Consider the following 18,345-nt stretch of genomic DNA (forward strand, 5'->3'; position numbering starts at 1 on the left):
GAGGGGGAACGTTCTCGTTCCCGTGAGCGTTGTACGAGTGATGGCCGGTGCGAGGAGGGCGAGCGCATGACGTACGACCGGTTGGTGTGCGCGAACTGCGCGGCGCCCGTGAGCGAGGGCCGGTGCCCGGTGTGCCGTGCCAACCGCGAGCGACTGCAGCAAGAGGGTTTTCTGGGCGGGGTCAACCCCATGGCGCTGATCGCGCTGCTGGCGGTGCTCATCGCCGCGCTGGCGCTGCTGGCACACCAGACCGCGTAAGAAAAGCCCGAGAAACCCGTCAGGGCCCGGAGCGTCGAGCTCCGGGCCCTTCCGTGTGCGCCTCGGGCGCGCTGCGTGACCGTGTGGCTACGCTCAGGCGGCCGCGCCGCCCCGGCCGTTCACCAGACGCGGCAGGACGCGGAAGCCGATACCGCCGGCGATCATCGTCGCGGCACCGATGACCAGGAACGCGGTCTGACCGGCACCGGTCTCGGCGAGCTGCTTGTCACCGCCCTGGGGCTTGCTGTCGGAGCCCGTGTCGGTGAGGGTCGAGGAGCCCTGGTCCTGCGAGGTGTTGTTGTTGCCGCCCTGCGGGGTGTCGTTGTTGCCGCCGGTGCTGCCGGAGCCACCGGAGGTGCCGGTGCCACCCGTGTTGCCGGAGCCGCCGCCGGTGGTGCCGTTGCCGCCACCGTTGCCGTTGCCGCCGCCGTTGTCACCACCGGTGGTGCCGTTGCCGCCACCGTTGCCGTTGCCGCCGCCGTTGTCACCACCGGTGGTGCCGTTGTCGCCACCGGTGGTGCCGTTGTCACCGCCGGTGCCGTTGTCGCCTCCGGTGGTGCCGTTGTCACCGCCGGTCGTGGTGTCGCCGCCGCCGATGACACCGCCGATGGTGACGTCACCGCCAGTCGTGTCGGTGCCGCCCGTGGCGTCGCCGCCGGTCGTGTCGGTGCCGCCCGTGGCGTCGCCGCCGGTCGTGTCGGTACCACCCGTGGCGTCGCCACCGGTCGTGTCAGTACCGCCCGTGGCGTCGCCGCCCGTGGTGTTGGTACCGCCTGCGGTGCAGATGCCGAGGTTGCAGCCGCCGTCGTCTCCGCCGTCAGTGCCGCCGTCGTCGTTCCCAGCGTTCGTGTGCACACCCAGGCTGATCGGGCCCGCCTCGACACCGAGGTCCAGGGCGGAGGCCGCGCCGGCCGCGGTCAAGGACGCACCGGCCGCGATCACGGCGCCGGCGGCTATCCGCGCGACCCGGATCCGCGTCTTCTTCGTCATATGGTTGCTACCCCCAGTAGCTGTTCGTCAATGAGGCGTCGCGTGGGGCGTGCCGTGATCGACGGGAGGCAGCCGGTGACGAAGTCCGCGTCAACTCATTCCCCCGGTTCACATGCGCCCCTTAAGTACGCATGCCGCGCCTCACCTTTCCGATTTTTCAAAGCAACGTCAAGGCCGTTGCGGGCGCGATGTCCCCTCAAGGGGCGTTTGCGATGAGTTGAAGCCTGTGAGTGTGATGTAAAACCCAGACAAAAGACAACTGCCGCCTCTCGGGCGGCAGTTGTCATGTCGACAAAATTACTTCTCCTGCTGCTTGCGCCAGCGAATGCCGGCCTCCAGGAATCCCTCGATCTCACCGTTGAACACGGCCTCGGGGTTGCCGACCTCGTACTCGGTGCGCAGGTCCTTGACCATCTGGTACGGGTGCAGGACGTACGAACGCATCTGGTTGCCCCAGGAGTTGCCGCCGTCGCCCTTGAGGGCGTCCATCTTGGCCTGCTCCTCCTGCCGGCGCCGCTCCAGCAGCTTGGCCTGGAGGACGTTCATGGCGGTCGCCTTGTTCTGGATCTGCGACCGCTCGTTCTGGCAGGAGACGACGATGCCGGTGGGCAGGTGCGTGATGCGCACCGCCGAGTCGGTGGTGTTCACGCCCTGACCACCGGGACCGGAGGACCGGTAGACGTCGATGCGCAGGTCGGACTCGTCGATCTCGACGTGGTCGGACTGCTCGACGACGGGAAGCACCTCCACACCCGCGAAGGAGGTCTGGCGGCGGCCCTGGTTGTCGAAGGGCGAGATGCGCACGAGGCGGTGCGTGCCCTGCTCGACGGACAGGGTGCCGTAGGCGTACGGCGCCTGGACCGAGAAGGTGGTCGACTTGATGCCGGCCTCTTCGGCGTACGACGTCTCGATCAGCTCCGTCTTGTAGCCGCGCTGCTCGGCCCAGCGCAGGTACATGCGCTGGAGCTTCTCGGCGAAGTCGGCGGCGTCGACGCCACCGGCCTCGGCGCGGATGTTGACCAGCGCCTCACGCGAGTCGTACTCGCCGGACAGGAGGGTGCGGACCTCCATCTCGTCCAGCGACTTGCGCACCGCGGCCAGCTCGGACTCGGCCTCGGCCCGGGTGTCCGGGTCGTCCTCCTCCTCGGCCATCTCGAAGAGGACGGCGAGGTCGTCGATCCGGCCCCGCAGCGCCTCCGCCTTCCTGACCTCGGCCTGGAGGTGGGAGAGCTTGCTGGTGATCTTCTGCGCCTCGTCCGGGTTGTCCCAGAGGGACGGCGCGGCCGCCTGCTCCTCGAGCACGGCGATGTCTGCCCTCATCCTGTCGAGGTCCAGGACGGCCTCGATCGACTCCATGGTCGAGGAGAGGGACTTCAGCTCTTCGGATACATCGACGACTGCCACGGTTCCAGCGTAACGGCTGTTGCAAGCGACCTGGCCCGTGCGTCTCCCGGCGCCGCGGTCGGCCCCGGGTGGGTCAGGGGGCCGACGTGCTGTGGGTGTCCCGGGCCGGCGGGTCGTCCCCGCCCGAAGAGGCGAGCCACGCGCCGACGCCCACGACGGCCGCCAGCACCACTCCGGCCACTCCCAGCGTCACCCTGCGCCGCCGCACCGCCGCCCGGTGCTTCGCCGACCCCGGCCGGGGCGCACCGGCGGCCCGGGGGGCGCGAGCGGTCCCGTGCGCGCCTCCCGCGAGCTCGTCCGGGCCCGGCACCCTCATCGACGTGTGCGTGTCCCGGTTGGAGTCCGGCTTGGCGCCCGGCACCAGCGACACCGCGCCCCGCCGCCGTACCGGCTCACCACCCGGTGGCACCGCCGGCGCCGGCTCGTCCTGGGCCGCCTGCTCCAAGAGGTCCGGCTCGTCCACGTCCAGCGGCGGTATCCCGGCCAGCACCGGCAGCTGCTCCCGCAGCCGCGCGGCCAGCTCCGAGGCGCGCAGCCGGGAGGCGGGAGCCTTGGCCAGGCACTGCACGAGCAGCTGCCACAGTTCCTCCGGGATACCGGGCAGGGGTACGACGGTCTCGGTGACGTGGCGGCGGAGGACCGCGCCCGGGTGGCCCCCGCCGAACGGGGTGAAGCCCGCCAGCAGCTCGTACAGGACGGTGGCCAGGGCGTAGATGTCCACGGACGCGCGCGGCGGCAGGCCCTCGACGATCTCGGGGGCCAGGTAGTCCGGCGTGCCGATGATCTTCGTGGCCCGCGTCCGCTTCGGCGAGTCGATCAGCTTGGCGACGCCGAAGTCGGTGAGCAGGGCCGGGTGGGCTCCGCCGGGGCCCAGCGGGCCCTGCATGTCGAGGAGGACGTTCTCGGGCTTGACGTCCCGGTGGACGACGCCGGCCGCGTGGGCCGCCGCCAGCGCGTCGGCGATGTCGGCGACGATCGCCACGGCCGCCTCGGGGGCGAGCCGCCGCTCGCGCTCCAGGCGGGTGCGCAGGTCGGTACCGCGCACGAGGTCCATGACCAGGGCCAGGTCGTTGCCGTCGACCACCAGGTCGCGCACGGTGACGATGTGCGGATGCTCCAGGCCGAGCAGGGCGGTGCGCTCCTGGACGAAGCGTCCGACGAGCTCCTGGTCGGAGGCGAGGTCCTCGCGCAGCAGCTTGACGGCGACGGGACCCTCCGGCCCCTCGCCCAGCCACACCGTGCCGGCGCTGCCCCGCCCCAGGATCTGGTTCGCGGTGTACCGGCTGCCGATCTTCCGTGCCAAGACTGCTCCTACAGACGCGTGTTGTCGCTAAAACTACGCGCCTGACGAGCCAACCTTCACCGCGGAGACGGAAATCACCCGCCAGATGTCGACAAATCCGCAAACTCGCAGGGGGTTACCGCGAGTTCGCCCGTTCAGTTGCCGCCGCCGGAGGAACCGCCCAGGTCCTTGATCCACCTGCCGACCTGATGGGTCCAGTGGCTCACCTCGTGCCAGTAGCCGCGGCCCTGGCCGATCCAGGTGTGCACCGGGGTCAGCTCATAGATCAGCCAGCTCGCCACGACCAGGATGACGATCGTGAACAGACAGCCCTTCAGGCAGCCGAGTCCCGGGATCTTCATCGGGTTGGCACTGCGCTGCCGCGGCGCGCGGGGCTCGCGCGCGGGCCGCTGCGGCTCCGGCGCGTACCGCTGCGGCGGGGCGTACTGCTGGGGCTGCTGCTGCGGCGCATAGCCGTACCCCTGCTGGTACCCCTGCTGCCGGCCGCGCGGCTGCGGCTGCTGGGGGCGCCCCTGCGGGGCCTGCCGCGGCTGCTGCTGGGGACGGGCGACCTGTCGCTGGGGCCGGTGGCGCAGCGGGTCGTCCTCCGGGGACAGGTACTGGACCTGGGTCTGCTCGTTGCGGTCGCGGGCGGCGCGCAGCTGGGTCTGCCAGGGGTGCGGCTGCTCGGGCTGCTGCCCCTGCGGGCCCGTGTTCGGCAGCACCGCCGTGGGGTCCGCCGTACCCGTGTTCGGCAGTACGGCGGTGGGGTCGGCCGCGCCGACGGGGCCGCCGGTGTGCGGCAGCACACTGGTCGCGGCGTTCGGGTCGTACGCGCCCTGGGGCCCGGTGTTCGGCAGCACCTGGGTGGGGTCGGCGGCACCGGGCACGCCCGGGACGGCCGTCGGGGCCGGGTCGGGGGCGAGCAGCGCGCCCACGCCCTCGGCGGCGGCGATCTGCGCGGCGTTCGCGTGCACGCCGACGCCCTCGGCGACGACCCTGAGGCCCCGCGCCAGGTTCTCGGCGCTCGGCCGCTCGTCGGGGTTCTTGCGCAGGCAGCGCTCTATGACCGTCCACAGCGGGTCCGGGACGGTGGAGGGGCGGCGCGGCTCGGCGCTCAGGTGCTGGTGCAGCACCTCCAGGGCGGTGCTGCCGGCGAACGGCGGGCGGCCGGTGACCAGCTCGTACAGCAGGATGCCGGCGCCGTAGATGTCGACCGCCGAGGTCTGCGGGCGGCCCTCGGCGGACTCCGGTGCCACGTACGCGGGCGTGCCGACGAACTCCTGGGTGCGGGTCAGGCCCGGGGAGTCAGCGAGGCGGGCGATGCCGAAGTCGGTCAGCATCGGGTGCATCTGCCCGTCGTGCTGCTGCAGCAGCACGTTGGCGGGCTTCAGGTCGCGGTGGACGACGCCGTCGGCGTGGCTCGCGGCGAGCGCGTCGGCGATCTGTGCCGTCAACAGCGCGGCGGCCACCGGCGTCAGGGAACCGTTCTCGCGCAGGTAGCGGTGCAGGTCGGGGCCGTCGACGAGGTCCATGACCAGCGCCAGCAGGTCGCCCTCGACGACCAGGTCGCGGACCCGGACGATGTTCGGGTGGGTGAGCCGGAGCAGGACGGAGCGCTCGCGCAGGAAGCGCATCACGATGTCCGGGTCGCTCGCCAGCTCCTCCTTGAGGACCTTGATGGCGACCGTCTCGCCGGGCTGCCCGGGCACCGCCGCCTCGGCACCCGCCGTCTCGCGCTGGCGGGCACGCCAGACGGTGCCTGTGGCGCCGCGTCCGAGCGGCTCCTCAAGCAGGTACTTGCTGCCGACTGGCCGCACGTCACGCGCTCCCTGCTGCTTGCTGATGCTTGCTTGCCTGCATTCCGGTAATCGTTCCGGTTGTTCCGACCCACTGTAGTGCCGCCCCCGAGGGCACTACGTAAGCGTTCCCGAGCATGTTCGATGTGTTCGACGGAAAGACGCTCATGTCGGTCCACCGGTTGCCGCAGGGCGGACGTGACCGATCTCAAATGATCGTTTGCGCGGCACTGGTCAGGCACTTTTGGGGGCAGAGCCGACCAATCAAGATCACTTGTCACCGGGTGCCGGGCGCGTTGTCAGTGGCAGGTGCGAGGATGCCTTTCAGTACTGGCTGACGTGCTCGTGTGGGGTGGGGATGCAGATCCGGCTGACCGTCGTAGACCCGCTGGGCCCGGTCCCGCAGCGGGGCCGCCCCGCGAGCCGCGACGTGCTGGTCACGGCGCCCACCGGCACGGATCTGGCCGCGGTCACGTCGGCGCTGGCCGCGGCGGTGGCCGGTGAGGGCCGTGACGTCTCCGGCTCCCCCGTCGTGCTCTACGCCGGCGCCGAGCGCCTCGACCCGCGCCGCTGCACCCTCGGCGAGCCCCCGCTGGTCGACGGTGCCGTGCTGTCCCTGGGCGCCCCGGCGGCCGCCGAGCCGCATCCCGAGCTGGACGACGCGCCGACCCAGCTGCACGTCGTCGCCGGCCCCGACGCGGGCGGGGTCCATCTGCTGCACGGCGGCCGCATCACCGTGGGCCGCTCGGCCGACGCCGACGTACCGCTGGACGACCCCGACGTCTCCCGGCTGCACTGCGAGGTCACCGTCGGTACGGACGGCCGCATCTCGGTCGCCGACCTCGGTTCCACCAACGGGACCACGCTGGACGGGACGCGGTTGGGCGAGCGCCTGGTGCGGTTCCCCGCCGGGAGCCTGCTGCGGATCGGGGAATCGGCCCTGCGGGTTACGCCGTCCGGGGGACCGGGGGCGCGCGTACGCACCGTCTCCGACGGTGAGGGGTGTGTGCGGGTCGTCGGGGACGCTGCTTCGCGTGCGGATGCGTCCGGGGCGGGTTCCGGATCCGGGTTCCCGGTCGCACCACCCGTGCGGGAGTCACCGTCGGCGACTGCGGGCGGTCATCCGGGGGACGGGGCCGCCGGTGCGGGGGCTGCCCCCGCGGCCGGGCAGCACGGCTACGACTCCGGTGGCTGGGGGACGTCCGGCAGCGGAGGGCAGGAGCACCGCCGGGCGGAGTCCGCCGTCGTGCCGGGGCAGGCCGGGGCGCCCCGGATCGAGAGCGCGCCCGGCGCCGCGGCCGGCGGGGACACGCACGCGGGGCGCCTCGGCATCGGAGGAAGGGACGAGGAGCCGCTCGACGACGGCCGTGGAGCAACCCCCGGCAGAGGCATCGACGCCCCTCAGGGCGCACGCCGGCGCGGCCTCGGCGCGTGGGCGCGCCGGCTGGCCGGCGCACGCGCCGAACAGCCCCCGGGCCCGGAGGCCCACGGGAGCACCACCGCCCGCACCGACGCCGGCCCGGTGGCCGTCGCCCCGCAGCAGCCCGAGACCTGGCCTGACCCCGCCGCCCTGTTGCTGACGGCGCTCGGGCCAGGGCCCCGGCTGTGGGAGCGCGGGACGCGTCATACGGAGGCGCTGACCGTGCGGCTGGGCACGGCCGACCGGAGCACGCCGGACGGCTCCGGCCTGCTGCCCGCGGTGCCCGTCACGGCGGCACTGCGCGAGGCGGGCGCGCTGGGCCTGGCCGGTCCGCGGCCCCGGCTGTCCGGACTGGCCCGTGCGGTGCTGGCCCAGCTGGCGGCGCTGCACTCCCCCGACCTGCTGGAGATCGTCCTGATCAGCGCCGACCGCTCCCGTCCGGTGGCGGAGCGCACGGCCGAGTGGTCGTGGCTGGGCTGGCTCCCGCATGTCCGGCCGGGCCACGGCCAGGATTGCCGGCTGCTGCTGGCCTACGACCGTGAGCAGGCGGCGGCCCGCACGGAGGAACTGCTGCGCCGGGTGGAGGACCACGCGGCGACCGGCAGAAGCGCGGCCCGTCCCGCGTCCGTCTCCGCCCGCGTCCCGGCACCCGGCACCGCGCCGGACGCCCCCGCACACGTCTCCCCCACGGCTGCCGAGGGCCAGGTGTGCCCCGCACCCGGCCCCGGCGCGGGTGCCGCAGGCCGGACGTTCCCCCCGGGTGCGCCCGCCCAGGGCCCCTCCCCCGAGGCGTTCGGCGCCCCCGCGCAGGCCCCGGCCACCGGCGACCGCGGCACCTCCGGCCTGCCGGACACCCCGGCCCAGGGACTCGTGCCCGGCCGTCCCGGTGCCGCCACCCCCGTCGCCGACGCCCCCGGCCCGCGCGCCCAGCACCTCTCCCCCGGCCGCACCTCCCCGCACCCCGCCGGCAGTGCCCCGGCCCGGGGAGTCGTCGCCGGCCACCCCGCCACCACCGAAACCGCCACCACCGAAACCGCCTCCGGCGGCCCCGCCCAGGCCGTCCCCTCCTCCGACGGCGGGTACGCCCTGCGCGCCCACCCCCCGTCGGGCGCCCCCACCGGCGCTTCCTCCGGCCCCGCGCACCGCCCCTCCTGGGCCAGGGAGGGCGACGACGCCGGCGGTACCGGGGGGTTCCCCGGGCCGTACACCGTCGTCGTCGTGGACGGGGATCCCGGTGGCAGCGCCCTGCGGGAGGCCGTGGCGCGGCTGGCCGTGGCCGGACCGCGGGCCGGGATCCACGTGATCTGCCTCGCCGAGACCGAGCCCGCCTCCCCCGCCTCCCCCGTGACGCTGACGTACGAGGCCGCGTGTGCGGTGACACCGACGTTCCGGCACTGCGGTGCCGTGGCGCTGCTCGGCGGTGACGTCGCGACGGCACTGCATCTGCTGCGGGTGGCGCCGAGCGGTCCCGTCGGCCAGGGGACGCTCGCCGCCGTGGACGCCGTCTCCGTCGCCTGGGCGGAGCGGTTCGCGCGGGCGCTGGCGCCGCTGCGTCCGGACGGCCCGGCCGGCGGGCGGGACACCCGCGTGGCGGCGCCGTTGCCGCAGTCGGCGCGGCTGCTGGACGAGCTGGGGCTGGCCCGGGCCACCCCGGCGTCGCTGATGGCGCGCTGGGCGGACGCGGCGGACGACACCCGGGCGCTGGGCGGCCGGGCGCGGGCGGTGCTCGGTGCCGGTCCGCGTGGGCCGCTCACCGCCGACCTGGTGGCCGACGGGCCGCATCTGCTGGTCGAGGGGCCGGCCGGCAGCGGTCGTACGGAGTTGCTGCGGGCCGTGGTGGCCTCGCTGGCCGCCGCCGAGCGACCGGACCGGCTGGGCGTCGTGCTGATGGACGGCCGGGACGGCACCGGGACCGGCACGGCACACGGCGAGGGCCTGCGGGCGTGCACCGAGATACCGCATGTGACCACTCATCTGATCGCCAACGACCCCGTGCGCATGCGGGAGTTCGCCCAGTCGCTGTCCGCCGAGCTGAAGCGGCGGTCGGAGCTGCTGGGCCGCACGGACTTCGCCCAGTGGCACACGGGGCGTGAGGTGTCGGGCCGGATCGTGACGCAGCGCACGGCCGCGAACGGGGACATAGAGACGCCGCCCAGCTCCACCCTCCGGCTCCGGCCGGGCGCGGCGGCCCGGCAACGGGCGGAGGCGGCACCGCCGTTGCCGCGGCTCGTGGTCGTCGTCGACGACCTGGACGCGCTGGTCTCGCCCCCGCTCGGCTCGCCGGGCCGGCCCGCCGCCGGGTCGGTGATGCGCGCGCTGGAGGCGGTGGCCCGGGAAGGCGAGCGCCTCGGGGTGCATCTGGTGGCGGCGGCCGGGGTCGGCGGGCGTACGGCGGAGACGGAGCCCGCGCGCAGGGCGACCCTGCGGATCGCCCTGGACGCCCCCCAGCAGGGGCCGGACGAACCGGCTCCGGGCCGCGGCACGGTGGCGTTCGCGGACGGGCGGGTCGTGGGCTTCCAGGGCGGCCGGGTGACGGGCCGTATCCCGCGTACGGCGACCCAGCGGCCGACGGTGGTCCCGCTGGACTGGCAGCGCATGGGCGATCCCCCGGCCCGTCGTCCCGTGCGGGAGCTGGGCAACGGCCCCACCGACCTCGCTCTGTTGGCGAGCGCGGTGGAGCGCGCGGCACGAGAGGTCTCGGCCGCTGAGGTGCCGTCCCTGCTGTAGCCGGAAAATCCCCGCGAGAAAGAGGCATGCACACCTGGTCACGAGCCGGTCACGATGAGCCGCTCGACACCGCAGGCGCTCTTGCCCACCCCGTGCGGCCCGCGTAGACCGGACCGCACGGGACACGCTCGCCGACGTTCACCAAGAACGACGAACGGGGAAGTGATGCGCAACATGAGCAGCACCATCCGGACACACAGGGCCGTCACCACACTCGCCGCACTGCTCGCGGGAGCGCTCGCGCTCACCGCCTGCTCCAGCAGCGACAACGGCAAGAAGGGCAGCGGGGGCGAGAGCGGCGGCGCCGCCCCCACCGGCTCCACCGTCAGCCTGCCGAAGCTGAACGGCGCGAACCTGGAGATCGCCGCCGTCTGGACCGGTCAGGAGCAGAAGAACTTCAAGCAGGTCCTCGCCGAGTTCGAGAGGCGCACCGGCGCGAAGGTCACCTTCGTACCCGCGCAGGACCCGATCATCAACTTCGTCGGTTCGAAGATCGCGGGTGGTCAGCCGCCGGACGTGGCGATGCTGCCGCAGCCCGGCGCCATCAGGCAGGCCGTGCAGCGGGGCTGGGCCAAGCCGCTCGGGCCGGACGCCCTGAAGGAGCTGCGGAAGAACTACTCCCAGGGCTGGCAGGACATCGGCAAGGTCGGCGGCAAGCAGTACGGCATGTACTACAAGGCCGCCAACAAGTCGCTGATCTGGTACAACGCCAAGGTCTTCCAGAACGCGAACGCCAAGGAACCGAAGACCTGGAAGGACCTGCTGGCCGCCGCGCAGGCGGTGTTCGACTCCGGTGTCACGCCGTTCTCGGTGGCCGGCGCGGACGGCTGGACGCTGACGGACTGGTTCGAGAACGTCTATCTGTCCCAGGCGGGGCCGCAGAAGTACGACGAGCTCGCCCAGCACAAGATCAAGTGGACGGATCCCTCGGTCAAGCAGGCGCTGACGACGCTCGCACAGATCTGGGGCAAGAAGGACTATCTCGCGGGCGGCCAGGACGGCGCCCTGCAGACGGAGTTCCCGGCCTCGGTCACCCAGACCTTCACCGGCGGCGACCAGCCGAAGTCCGCGATGGTCTACGAGGCCGACTTCGTGCAGGTCAACATCGGTGAGACCAAGGCGAAGGTGGGCACGGACGCGAAGGTGTTCCCGTTCCCGGCCGTCGGCTCCACCACGCCGGTGGTCTCCGGCGGTGACGCGGCGGTGATCCTGAAGGACTCCAAGGCCGCCCAGGCCCTGGTCACCTTCCTCGCCTCCCCGGACGCGGCGACGATCCAGGCCAAGCTCGGCGGCTATCTGTCGCCGAACAAGAACGTGCCGGTCCCGGCGTACCCGAACGCGGTGCAGCAGAAGATCGCCAAGGCACTGATCGCGTCCGGCGACGACTTCCGCTTCGACATGTCCGACCAGGCGCCGCAGGCCTTCGGCGGCACCCCGGGCAAGGGCGAGTGGAAGGACCTGCAGGACTTCCTGAAGAACCCCACGGACGTGGCGGGCACGCAGGCGAAGCTGGAGAAGGACGCGGCGGCCGCGTACGGAAGCGGGAGCTGATCCGGCGATGGCGTCGGCGGCAACGGCGGCCGGGGCCCCACCGGGCCCCGCCGCGCCCCGCAGTCGCAAGAGCGTGACCGGCACCCGCAAGACCGTGGCAGCGCTGTTCCTGCTGCCCGCCCTGGTGCTGCTCGGCGCGCTCGTGGTCTACCCGATCGGGTACTCGGTCGTCCGCAGCTTCTACAACTCCTCCGGTGACGGCTTCGCCGGCGCCGACAACTACCAGACGCTCTTCACCGACGACGGCATCCGCACCGCGCTGAAGAACAACGTCATCTGGGTGGTGTTCGCGCCCACGGTGTCCACCGCGCTCGGACTGATCTTCGCGGTCCTGACCGAACGGGTGCGCTGGGGAACGGCGTTCAAGCTGGTCGTCTTCATGCCGATGGCGATCTCGATGCTGGCGGCCGGGATCATCTTCCGGCTGGTGTACGACCAGGACCCGCACAAGGGCGTGGCGAACGCGGTGTGGGTGGGCGTCCACGACACGTTCGCCCAGTCGTCGGCGTTCCCGAAGGCCCACCCGGGCCGCCGGTCGCCGCTCGTCGCGCAGAACGGCGGCTTCGTCACCAAGGCCACGGTCCACGCCGGTCAGTCGGTCGCCCTGCCCCTGGTCGGTGTCGCCCCGGACCAGATGCCCGACGGCGTGCGGAGGGCCGTGGCCGCCAGGCCGGAGCCGGGGAGGATCACCGGCACCACCTGGCAGGACTTCACGCGCGGCAAGGGCGTCGGACGGCTCGGCGTGCCCGACCCGTCCGAGCTGGGCTATGCCGGGATGCGGATCGAGGCGGTGAAGGACGGCAAGGTGGTGGCCTCGACGAAGGCGGCCGGCGACGGCACCTTCACGCTGCCCGCGTCCGCCGACGGGGCCCGGCTGCGGCTGCCCGCGAGCAACTTCCGGGAGCCGTACAACGGTGTCGAGTGGCTCGGCCCGGCGCTGGTCACCCCGGCGGTCATCGGGGCGTACGTATGGATGTGGGCGGGCTTCGCGATGGTGCTGATCGCGGCCGGGCTCGCGGGCGTGCCCCGGGAGCTGCTGGAGGCCGCGCGGGTGGACGGCGCCACCGAGTGGCAGGTGTTCCGCAAGGTCACCGTGCCGCTGCTCGCGCCGGTCCTCGCGGTGGTCACCGTCACGCTGATGATCAACGTGCTGAAGGTGTTCGACCTCGTCTACATCATCGCCCCCGGCTCCTCCCAGGACGACGCGAACGTGCTCGCCCTGGAGCTGTACCGCAAGGGCTTCGCCGAGAACCAGCCGGGCGTCGCGAGCGCGATCGCGGTGCTGCTGCTGGTGCTCGTGATCCCCGTGATGCTGTTCAACGTGCGCCGGCTGAGGCGGGAGGTGCGGCGATGACCTGGCTGCTGGAGAGGATCAACGGCGGTCTGGTGCGGGTCTTCCTGATCGTCGTCGGCCTGTTCTGGCTGGTGCCGACCATCGGTCTGCTCATCTCCTCGCTGCGCGCCCCCGAGGACATGAGCGCGAGCGGCTGGTGGAAGGTGTTCGGCAAGCCGTCCCAGCTGACCTTCGACAGCTACCGCAAGCTGCTGGAGAACGGCGACATCACCCACTCCCTCTGGAACACCGTCCTGATCACGGTCCCGGCGACGATCCTGGTGGTCGTCATCGGCGCGCTCGCCGGTTACGCGTTCGCGTGGATGGAGTTCCCCGGCCGGGACTGGTGCTTCCTGATCGTGGTCAGCCTGCTGGTCGTCCCCGTGCAGGTGGCGCTGATCCCGATCGCCGAACTCTTCGGCAAGATCGGCCTGTTCGGGTCCATCCTCGGCGTGGTCCTTTTCCACACCGGGTTCGGTCTGCCGTTCGCGGTGTTCCTGCTGCGCAACTTCTTCGCGGAGATCCCGCGTGAGCTGCTGGAGGCGGCCCGCCTGGACGGCGCCGGTGAACTGCGCCTGTTCGCACGGGTGGTGATGCCGCTCGGCGGGCCGGCGATCGCGAGCCTCGGCATCTTCCAGTTCCTGTGGGTGTGGAACGACATGCTGGTCGCCCTGGTGTTCACCGATTCGGGCAGCCAGCCGATCACGGTCGCGCTGCAGACGCAGGTACGGCAGTTCGGCAACAACATCGACGTGCTGGCGCCCGGCGCGTTCATCTCCATGGTCATCCCGCTGGCCGTGTTCTTCGCGTTCCAGCGTCAGTTCGTGTCCGGCGTGATGGCGGGCGCGGTCAAGTAACGACGTTCACCGGCAGTTTTCCCCGGGGCGGGCCGTAAGGGGCCCGCCCCTCGCCGGTCACCGGCCGTCCCCCACATGACGCAGGGACCCGTAACCAATTCACTCCATCGGCCGTTCCCGGTCAGAACACCCCGCGCCGACCGACGACCCATGGATGCCCCTTGCCCAGGTTCAGTGTCATTGTCCCCGCGTACGAGGTCCAGGCGTATCTCTCCGAGTGCCTGGACTCGGTGCTCGCGCAGTCGTACCCCGATCTGGAACTGATCGTCGTGGACGACTGCTCACCGGACGCCTGCGGCGCGATCATCGACGAGTACGCGGTCCGCGACGCCCGGGTACGGCCCGTACACCTGGCCGAGAACCAGGGGCTCGGGCGGGCCCGGAACGCGGGGATGGCCGAGGCGAGCGGCGACTACCTGGTCTTCCTGGACAGCGACGACACGCTCACTCCGGACGCGCTGCGCTCGATCGCGGACCGGATCAAGGAGACCGGCGAGCCGGACGTGCTGGTGTACGACTACGCGCGCACCTACTGGGACGGCCGGACGGTGCGCAACCAGCTCACCGGCCCGCTCACCGAGCAGGGCGCCGCGCCGTTCCGGCTGGAGGACCGGCCGGGGCTGTTCCGGGTGCTGATGGTGGCCTGGAACAAGGCCTGCCGGCGGGACTTCGTCGAACGCCACGGCTTCGCGTTCCCGCCCGGCTACTACGAGGACACCCCCTGGACCTTCCCGGTGCTGATGGCGGCGGAGTCGATCGCCACCCTGGACCGGGTGTGCGTGCACTACCGGCAGCGCCGGCAGGGCAACATCCTCGGCACCAGCAGCGACAAGCACTTCGATCTCTTCGAGCAGTACGACCGGGTGTTCGCGTACCTCGACGGGCACCCCGAAATGGCGCGGTGGCGGCCGGAGTTGTTCCGCCGGATGATCGACCACTACGCGACGGTGTTCACCAAGCGGGGCCGGCTGCCGCGCGGCAGCCACGGCGAGTTCCTGCGCCGGGCCCGCGCCCACTACCGTCGTCACCACGTCCCCGGCACCCGGATGCGGCGACGGAACGTACTGGTCCGCTTCGGCCTGCACCGCACGTTCCGCGCGCTCCGGCTGGCCTCGGCCGTGCGCCGACGGACGCTGAAGACGGCCGTGAAACTGGCCCGCGCCGTGCGCTTCGGCGCGCTGCGTGTGCACTACCGGATCCAGCTGCGGCTGCCCGTCCGCTCCGACCGCGCGGTGTTCGCCTCGGGCGCGGGCCGGGGCCACGGCGGCGACCCGGGGGCCCTGGAGGAGGCGTTCCGCACCCACGCACCGCACATCCGCACCGCGTGGATCGCCCACCCCGAGCACCAGCACGCGGTCCCGCCCGGCCCGCGCCGCCTGCGGCCCGGTACGGCCGCCTACTGGACGGCGCTGGCCCGCTCCAAGTACCTGGTCACCGACGCCGACCTGGGCCCGGGCCTGCGCAAACGGCACGAGCAGGTCCTCGTCCAGACCGGGCAGGGCACCCCCCTCGCGCACATGGGCCTGGACCTCCTGGAGCGCCCGGCCGCGGCCCGCGACACCGACTTCGCGCAACTGCTGCGCGGCGTCGACCAGTGGGACGTCGTCCTGTCCGGCAACCGGCACTCCACGCTGACCTGTGGGCGGGTCCTCCCGGGCCGCTACACCACGCTGGAGTACGGCGCCCCGCGCAACGACGTCTTCCAGCGGGCGACCTCGGCGGACGTGACCCGGCTGCGCGAGTCGCTGGGGATCCCGCAGGACGCGGTCGCGATCCTGTACGCACCGGCCCACCGTGACTACCTGCGCACCCAGCACCCGCAGCTGGACCTGGAGCGGATCGTGCGCCGCCTCGGCCCGCGCTTCGTGATCCTGGCCCGCACCCGGGGCGACCACCGTCCGGAGGGCCCGCGGGTCATCGACGTCCGCGACCACCCGAGCGTGCAGTCCCTGTGCCTCGCCTCGGACGTCCTGCTCACCGACTACTCCTCGATCATGTTCGACTACGCCAACCTGGACCGCCCGATCGTGGTGCACACCGGCGACTGGGCGGCGTTCCGGGCCTCCCGCGGCACCTACTTCGACGTGCGCGTCCTCCCGCCGGGCGCGGTCGCGCGCAGCGAGGACGAGCTGATCGACATCTTCGCGACCGGCCACTGGCGCGGCTCGCGCTCGGCCCAGCTGCGGGCGGCGTTCCGGGAGCGGTTCTGCCCGTACGACGACGGACGCGCCGCCGAGCGGGTCGTACGGCATCTGGTGCTGGGCGAGACGGACGGGCAACCGGCGTTCGTGCCCTTCGCCGAGCGCCATCCGGTGCCCTCGGCCTGCGCCCGCTCCCCGCTGGCCACCGTGGAGCAACCTTCCGGTTCCCTCCCCGTCACCGAGAAGCGCTGAACGCCGTTGATCCCTCCGGGAGTTTCCATGCCCCTCGGCTCGACGCGCCCCACCCCGAGCCGGCCGTCCACCTGGCGTCCGGCGGGGCGGCCCGGCCGCGTCCGCAAGACGACAGAAAGAGCAGAATGCCCCGCTTCAGCATCATCGTCCCGTCCCATGGGGTCGCCGGCCGGCTGTCCCAGGCGCTGGACTCGGTTCTCGGCCAGTCCTTCGGCGATCTGCAGCTGATCCCCGTCTGTGACGCCCCCGACTCCCCGGCCGCCGCCGTGGTCGCCGGACACGCGGCGCGGGACTCCCGGGTGACCCCGGTCAACTCGCCGCCCTCCGCCGGACTGAGCGGGGCGCGCAACGCGGGGATGCGCACGGCGACCGGCGCGTACGTGCTGTTCCTCGACGGGGACGACCTGCTGCTGCCGGGCGCGCTCGCGGCGCTGGACGCCCGGCTGACCGAGACCGCCGGCGTGGACGTGCTCTATGCCGAGCACGAGCGCGCCCCCTGGTGGGAGGGCGAGCCGACCAACCCGGCCGCGGCGTTGCTCGCCGGGGCCCCGGAGGGTGCCTTCGCCCCGGCCGACCTGCCGGAGCTGACCGGTATCCCGTTCCCCGCGTGGAGCGCGGTCTACCGCCGCGCCTTTCTCACCGAGCACGAACTCACCTTCCCCGACAGCCACTTCACCGACCTCGGCTGGGGCGGGCTGACCACCGTCGCGGCCCGCCGGATCGCGGTGCTGCGCCGGGTCGTCGTACGCCACCGGCTGCGGCGGCAGGGCAGTCGGCTCAATCTGCCGGGACCGCACCAGCACACCGTGCTCGACCAGGTGGACCTGGTGCTGACCCGGGCCGCCGAACGCGGGCTGCCCGCCGAGCGGGTCCGGCCGCTGTTCGAGCAGCTGTTCACCTACGTGCTGAGGACCGCGTCCCGGCCGGAGCGGCTGCCGTCCGGGCACCGGGCCTTCTTCCGCCGTGCGGCCCGCCTCTACCGCCGTCACCGGCCGGCCGGCTTCCGGGCGCCCGGCGGCAGCCTGGGGGTGCAGCACCGGCTGCTGGCGACCGGGGCGTACAGCGCGTTCCGGGCGCTGCGCGGCACCAACCGGATGGCTACCGGGGCGGCCGGGCGGCTGCCGCGCCCGCGCCTGGTGCGCAGCCGGCTGCGCTACCTCCGCGACCTGCGCCGCCCGCTCGACCCCAACCTGGCGGTGTACTGCGCCTACTGGGGCCGCGGATACGCCTGCAACCCGGCCGCGATCCACGCCAAGGCCCGCGAACTCGCCCCGCACATCCGCTCGGTGTTCCTGGTCGAGGCCGACCAGGCGCACGCGATGCCGAAGGACGTGGACTTCGCGGTGATCGGCTCCCGCCGGTACTGGGAGGTGCTGGCCCGCGCGACCTACCTGATCAACAACGCCAACTTCGCGGACGCGGTCGTCAAACGGCCCGGCAGTGTCCATCTGCAGACCCAGCACGGCACTCCGCTGAAGAAGATGGGCATCGACCAGGCGGCGTACCCCGTGGTGGCCGCGGCGACCGGCAGCTTCGCCCGGCTGCTGGCCCGCGTGGACCGGTGGGACTTCAACCTCACCTCCAACCGGCACTCCACCGAGATGTGGGAACGGGCCTTCCCCGGCTCGCACGAGATCCTCGAGTACGGCTATCCGCGCAACGACGTGTACTGCACGGCGACGGCCGAGGACGTCCGCCGCATCCGGCGGGAGCTGGGCGTGCCGGAGGGAAAGACGGCCGTCCTGTACGCGCCGACCCACCGCGACTACCACACCGGTTTCGAGACGGGGCTGGATCTGGAGACCTTCGCCGAGCAGGCCGGCGAGGACGTCGTCGTCCTGCTGCGCGCCCACTACTTCTACGACCGGGGCGGCAGGCGGAGCACCGGCCGGATCATCGACGTCACCTCGCACCGCTCCTCCGAGGAGGTGTGCCTGGCCGCCGACGCGCTGATCACCGACTACTCCTCGATCATGTTCGACTATGCCAACCTCGACCGGCCGATCGTCGTGTACGCCGACGACTGGGAGGTCTACCGGGAGGTCCGCGGCGTCTACTTCGACCTGATGGAGCTGCCGCCGGGCCCGGTGGCGCGGACGCCCGAGGAGCTGGCCCGCGTCTTCCGCGACGGCTCCTACGCGGGCGCGCGGTCCACGGCGGCACGGGCCGACTTCCGCGAGCGCTTCTGCCAGTTCGACGACGGGCGCGCCGCCGAACGCGTGGTGCGCCGGGTGCTGCTCGGTGAGCCGCCCGAGTCGATCCCGCCCGTGATCCCGCTCGCGGAGCGCACCCCGGCCCCGGCCGCCTCCGCCCTCGTAAGGAGCTGACGTC

11 protein-coding genes are annotated in these 18,345 nt (G+C 72.9%); 7 read left to right on the top strand and 4 right to left on the bottom strand.

What is annotated here, in order from left to right; genetic code table 11:
* Positions 1-66: 66 nt before the first annotated feature.
* Positions 67-258 (top strand): hypothetical protein, encoded by a 192-nt coding sequence (locus tag AB0D93_RS29015; protein ID WP_360160477.1) that lies wholly within the window; start codon positions 67-69, stop codon positions 256-258.
* Between the two features lie 93 nt (positions 259-351).
* Here the strand turns inward: AB0D93_RS29015 and AB0D93_RS29020 are convergent, their stop codons facing one another.
* The 4 genes from AB0D93_RS29020 to AB0D93_RS29035 all read right to left on the bottom strand — a co-directional run bounded on the left by AB0D93_RS29020 (position 352) and on the right by AB0D93_RS29035 (position 5,754).
* Complete coding sequence (locus tag AB0D93_RS29020) at positions 352-1,248, bottom strand: hypothetical protein (protein ID WP_362125257.1); 897 nt, start codon at positions 1,246-1,248, stop codon at positions 352-354.
* A 297-nt stretch (positions 1,249-1,545) separates the two neighbouring features.
* Positions 1,546-2,652 (bottom strand): peptide chain release factor 2, encoded by a 1,107-nt coding sequence (gene prfB / locus AB0D93_RS29025; protein WP_362125260.1) that lies wholly within the window; start codon positions 2,650-2,652, stop codon positions 1,546-1,548.
* A 73-nt stretch (positions 2,653-2,725) separates the two neighbouring features.
* A complete protein-coding gene (locus AB0D93_RS29030; protein ID WP_362125263.1) occupies positions 2,726-3,955 on the bottom strand; it encodes a serine/threonine-protein kinase in 1,230 nt (409 codons plus the stop codon).
* Between the two features lie 134 nt (positions 3,956-4,089).
* Positions 4,090-5,754: a protein kinase gene (locus tag AB0D93_RS29035; protein WP_362125266.1), complete on the bottom strand. Its 1,665-nt coding sequence runs from the start codon at positions 5,752-5,754 to the stop codon at positions 4,090-4,092.
* A gap of 337 nt (positions 5,755-6,091) precedes the next feature.
* Between AB0D93_RS29035 and AB0D93_RS29040 the strand changes: the two genes are divergently transcribed.
* The 6 genes from AB0D93_RS29040 (at position 6,092) to AB0D93_RS29065 (ending at position 18,341) form a co-directional block, all read left to right on the top strand.
* Positions 6,092-9,880 (top strand): FHA domain-containing protein, encoded by a 3,789-nt coding sequence (locus AB0D93_RS29040; RefSeq protein WP_362125271.1) that lies wholly within the window; start codon positions 6,092-6,094, stop codon positions 9,878-9,880.
* 165 nt (positions 9,881-10,045) lie between these two features.
* Complete coding sequence (locus AB0D93_RS29045) at positions 10,046-11,431, top strand: ABC transporter substrate-binding protein (protein ID WP_362125274.1); 1,386 nt, start codon at positions 10,046-10,048, stop codon at positions 11,429-11,431.
* A gap of 73 nt (positions 11,432-11,504) precedes the next feature.
* Entirely contained in the window at positions 11,505-12,785 is a 1,281-nt protein-coding gene (locus AB0D93_RS29050; RefSeq protein WP_362125277.1) for a sugar ABC transporter permease, read from the top strand.
* Positions 12,782-13,621, top strand: coding sequence for a carbohydrate ABC transporter permease (locus AB0D93_RS29055; RefSeq protein WP_362125280.1), 840 nt, complete (start codon positions 12,782-12,784; stop codon positions 13,619-13,621). Before AB0D93_RS29050 ends, AB0D93_RS29055 begins: the two co-directional genes overlap by 4 nt.
* A 161-nt stretch (positions 13,622-13,782) precedes the next feature.
* Entirely contained in the window at positions 13,783-16,014 is a 2,232-nt protein-coding gene (locus AB0D93_RS29060; protein WP_362125283.1) for a bifunctional glycosyltransferase family 2 protein/CDP-glycerol:glycerophosphate glycerophosphotransferase, read from the top strand.
* 125 nt (positions 16,015-16,139) lie between these two features.
* Positions 16,140-18,341, top strand: coding sequence for a CDP-glycerol glycerophosphotransferase family protein (locus AB0D93_RS29065; protein ID WP_362125286.1), 2,202 nt, complete (start codon positions 16,140-16,142; stop codon positions 18,339-18,341).
* Positions 18,342-18,345 lie beyond the last annotated feature (4 nt).

Origin of the sequence: Streptomyces sp. NPDC048191, from assembly GCF_040652655.1 — a bacterium.
Taxonomy (GTDB): Bacteria; Actinomycetota; Actinomycetes; order Streptomycetales; family Streptomycetaceae; genus Streptomyces.

Excerpts from the sequence above, each read along its gene's own strand:
- AB0D93_RS29020 (WP_362125257.1), bottom strand. The coding sequence starts at position 1,248 with ATGACGAAGAAGACGCGGATCCGGGTCGCGCGGATAGCCGCCGGCGCC.
- AB0D93_RS29065 (WP_362125286.1), top strand. The coding sequence starts at position 16,140 with ATGCCCCGCTTCAGCATCATCGTCCCGTCCCATGGGGTCGCCGGCCGG.
- AB0D93_RS29045 (WP_362125274.1), top strand. The coding sequence starts at position 10,046 with ATGCGCAACATGAGCAGCACCATCCGGACACACAGGGCCGTCACCACA.
- AB0D93_RS29040 (WP_362125271.1), top strand. The coding sequence starts at position 6,092 with ATGCAGATCCGGCTGACCGTCGTAGACCCGCTGGGCCCGGTCCCGCAG.
- AB0D93_RS29015 (WP_360160477.1), top strand. The coding sequence starts at position 67 with ATGACGTACGACCGGTTGGTGTGCGCGAACTGCGCGGCGCCCGTGAGC.
- AB0D93_RS29055 (WP_362125280.1), top strand. The coding sequence starts at position 12,782 with ATGACCTGGCTGCTGGAGAGGATCAACGGCGGTCTGGTGCGGGTCTTC.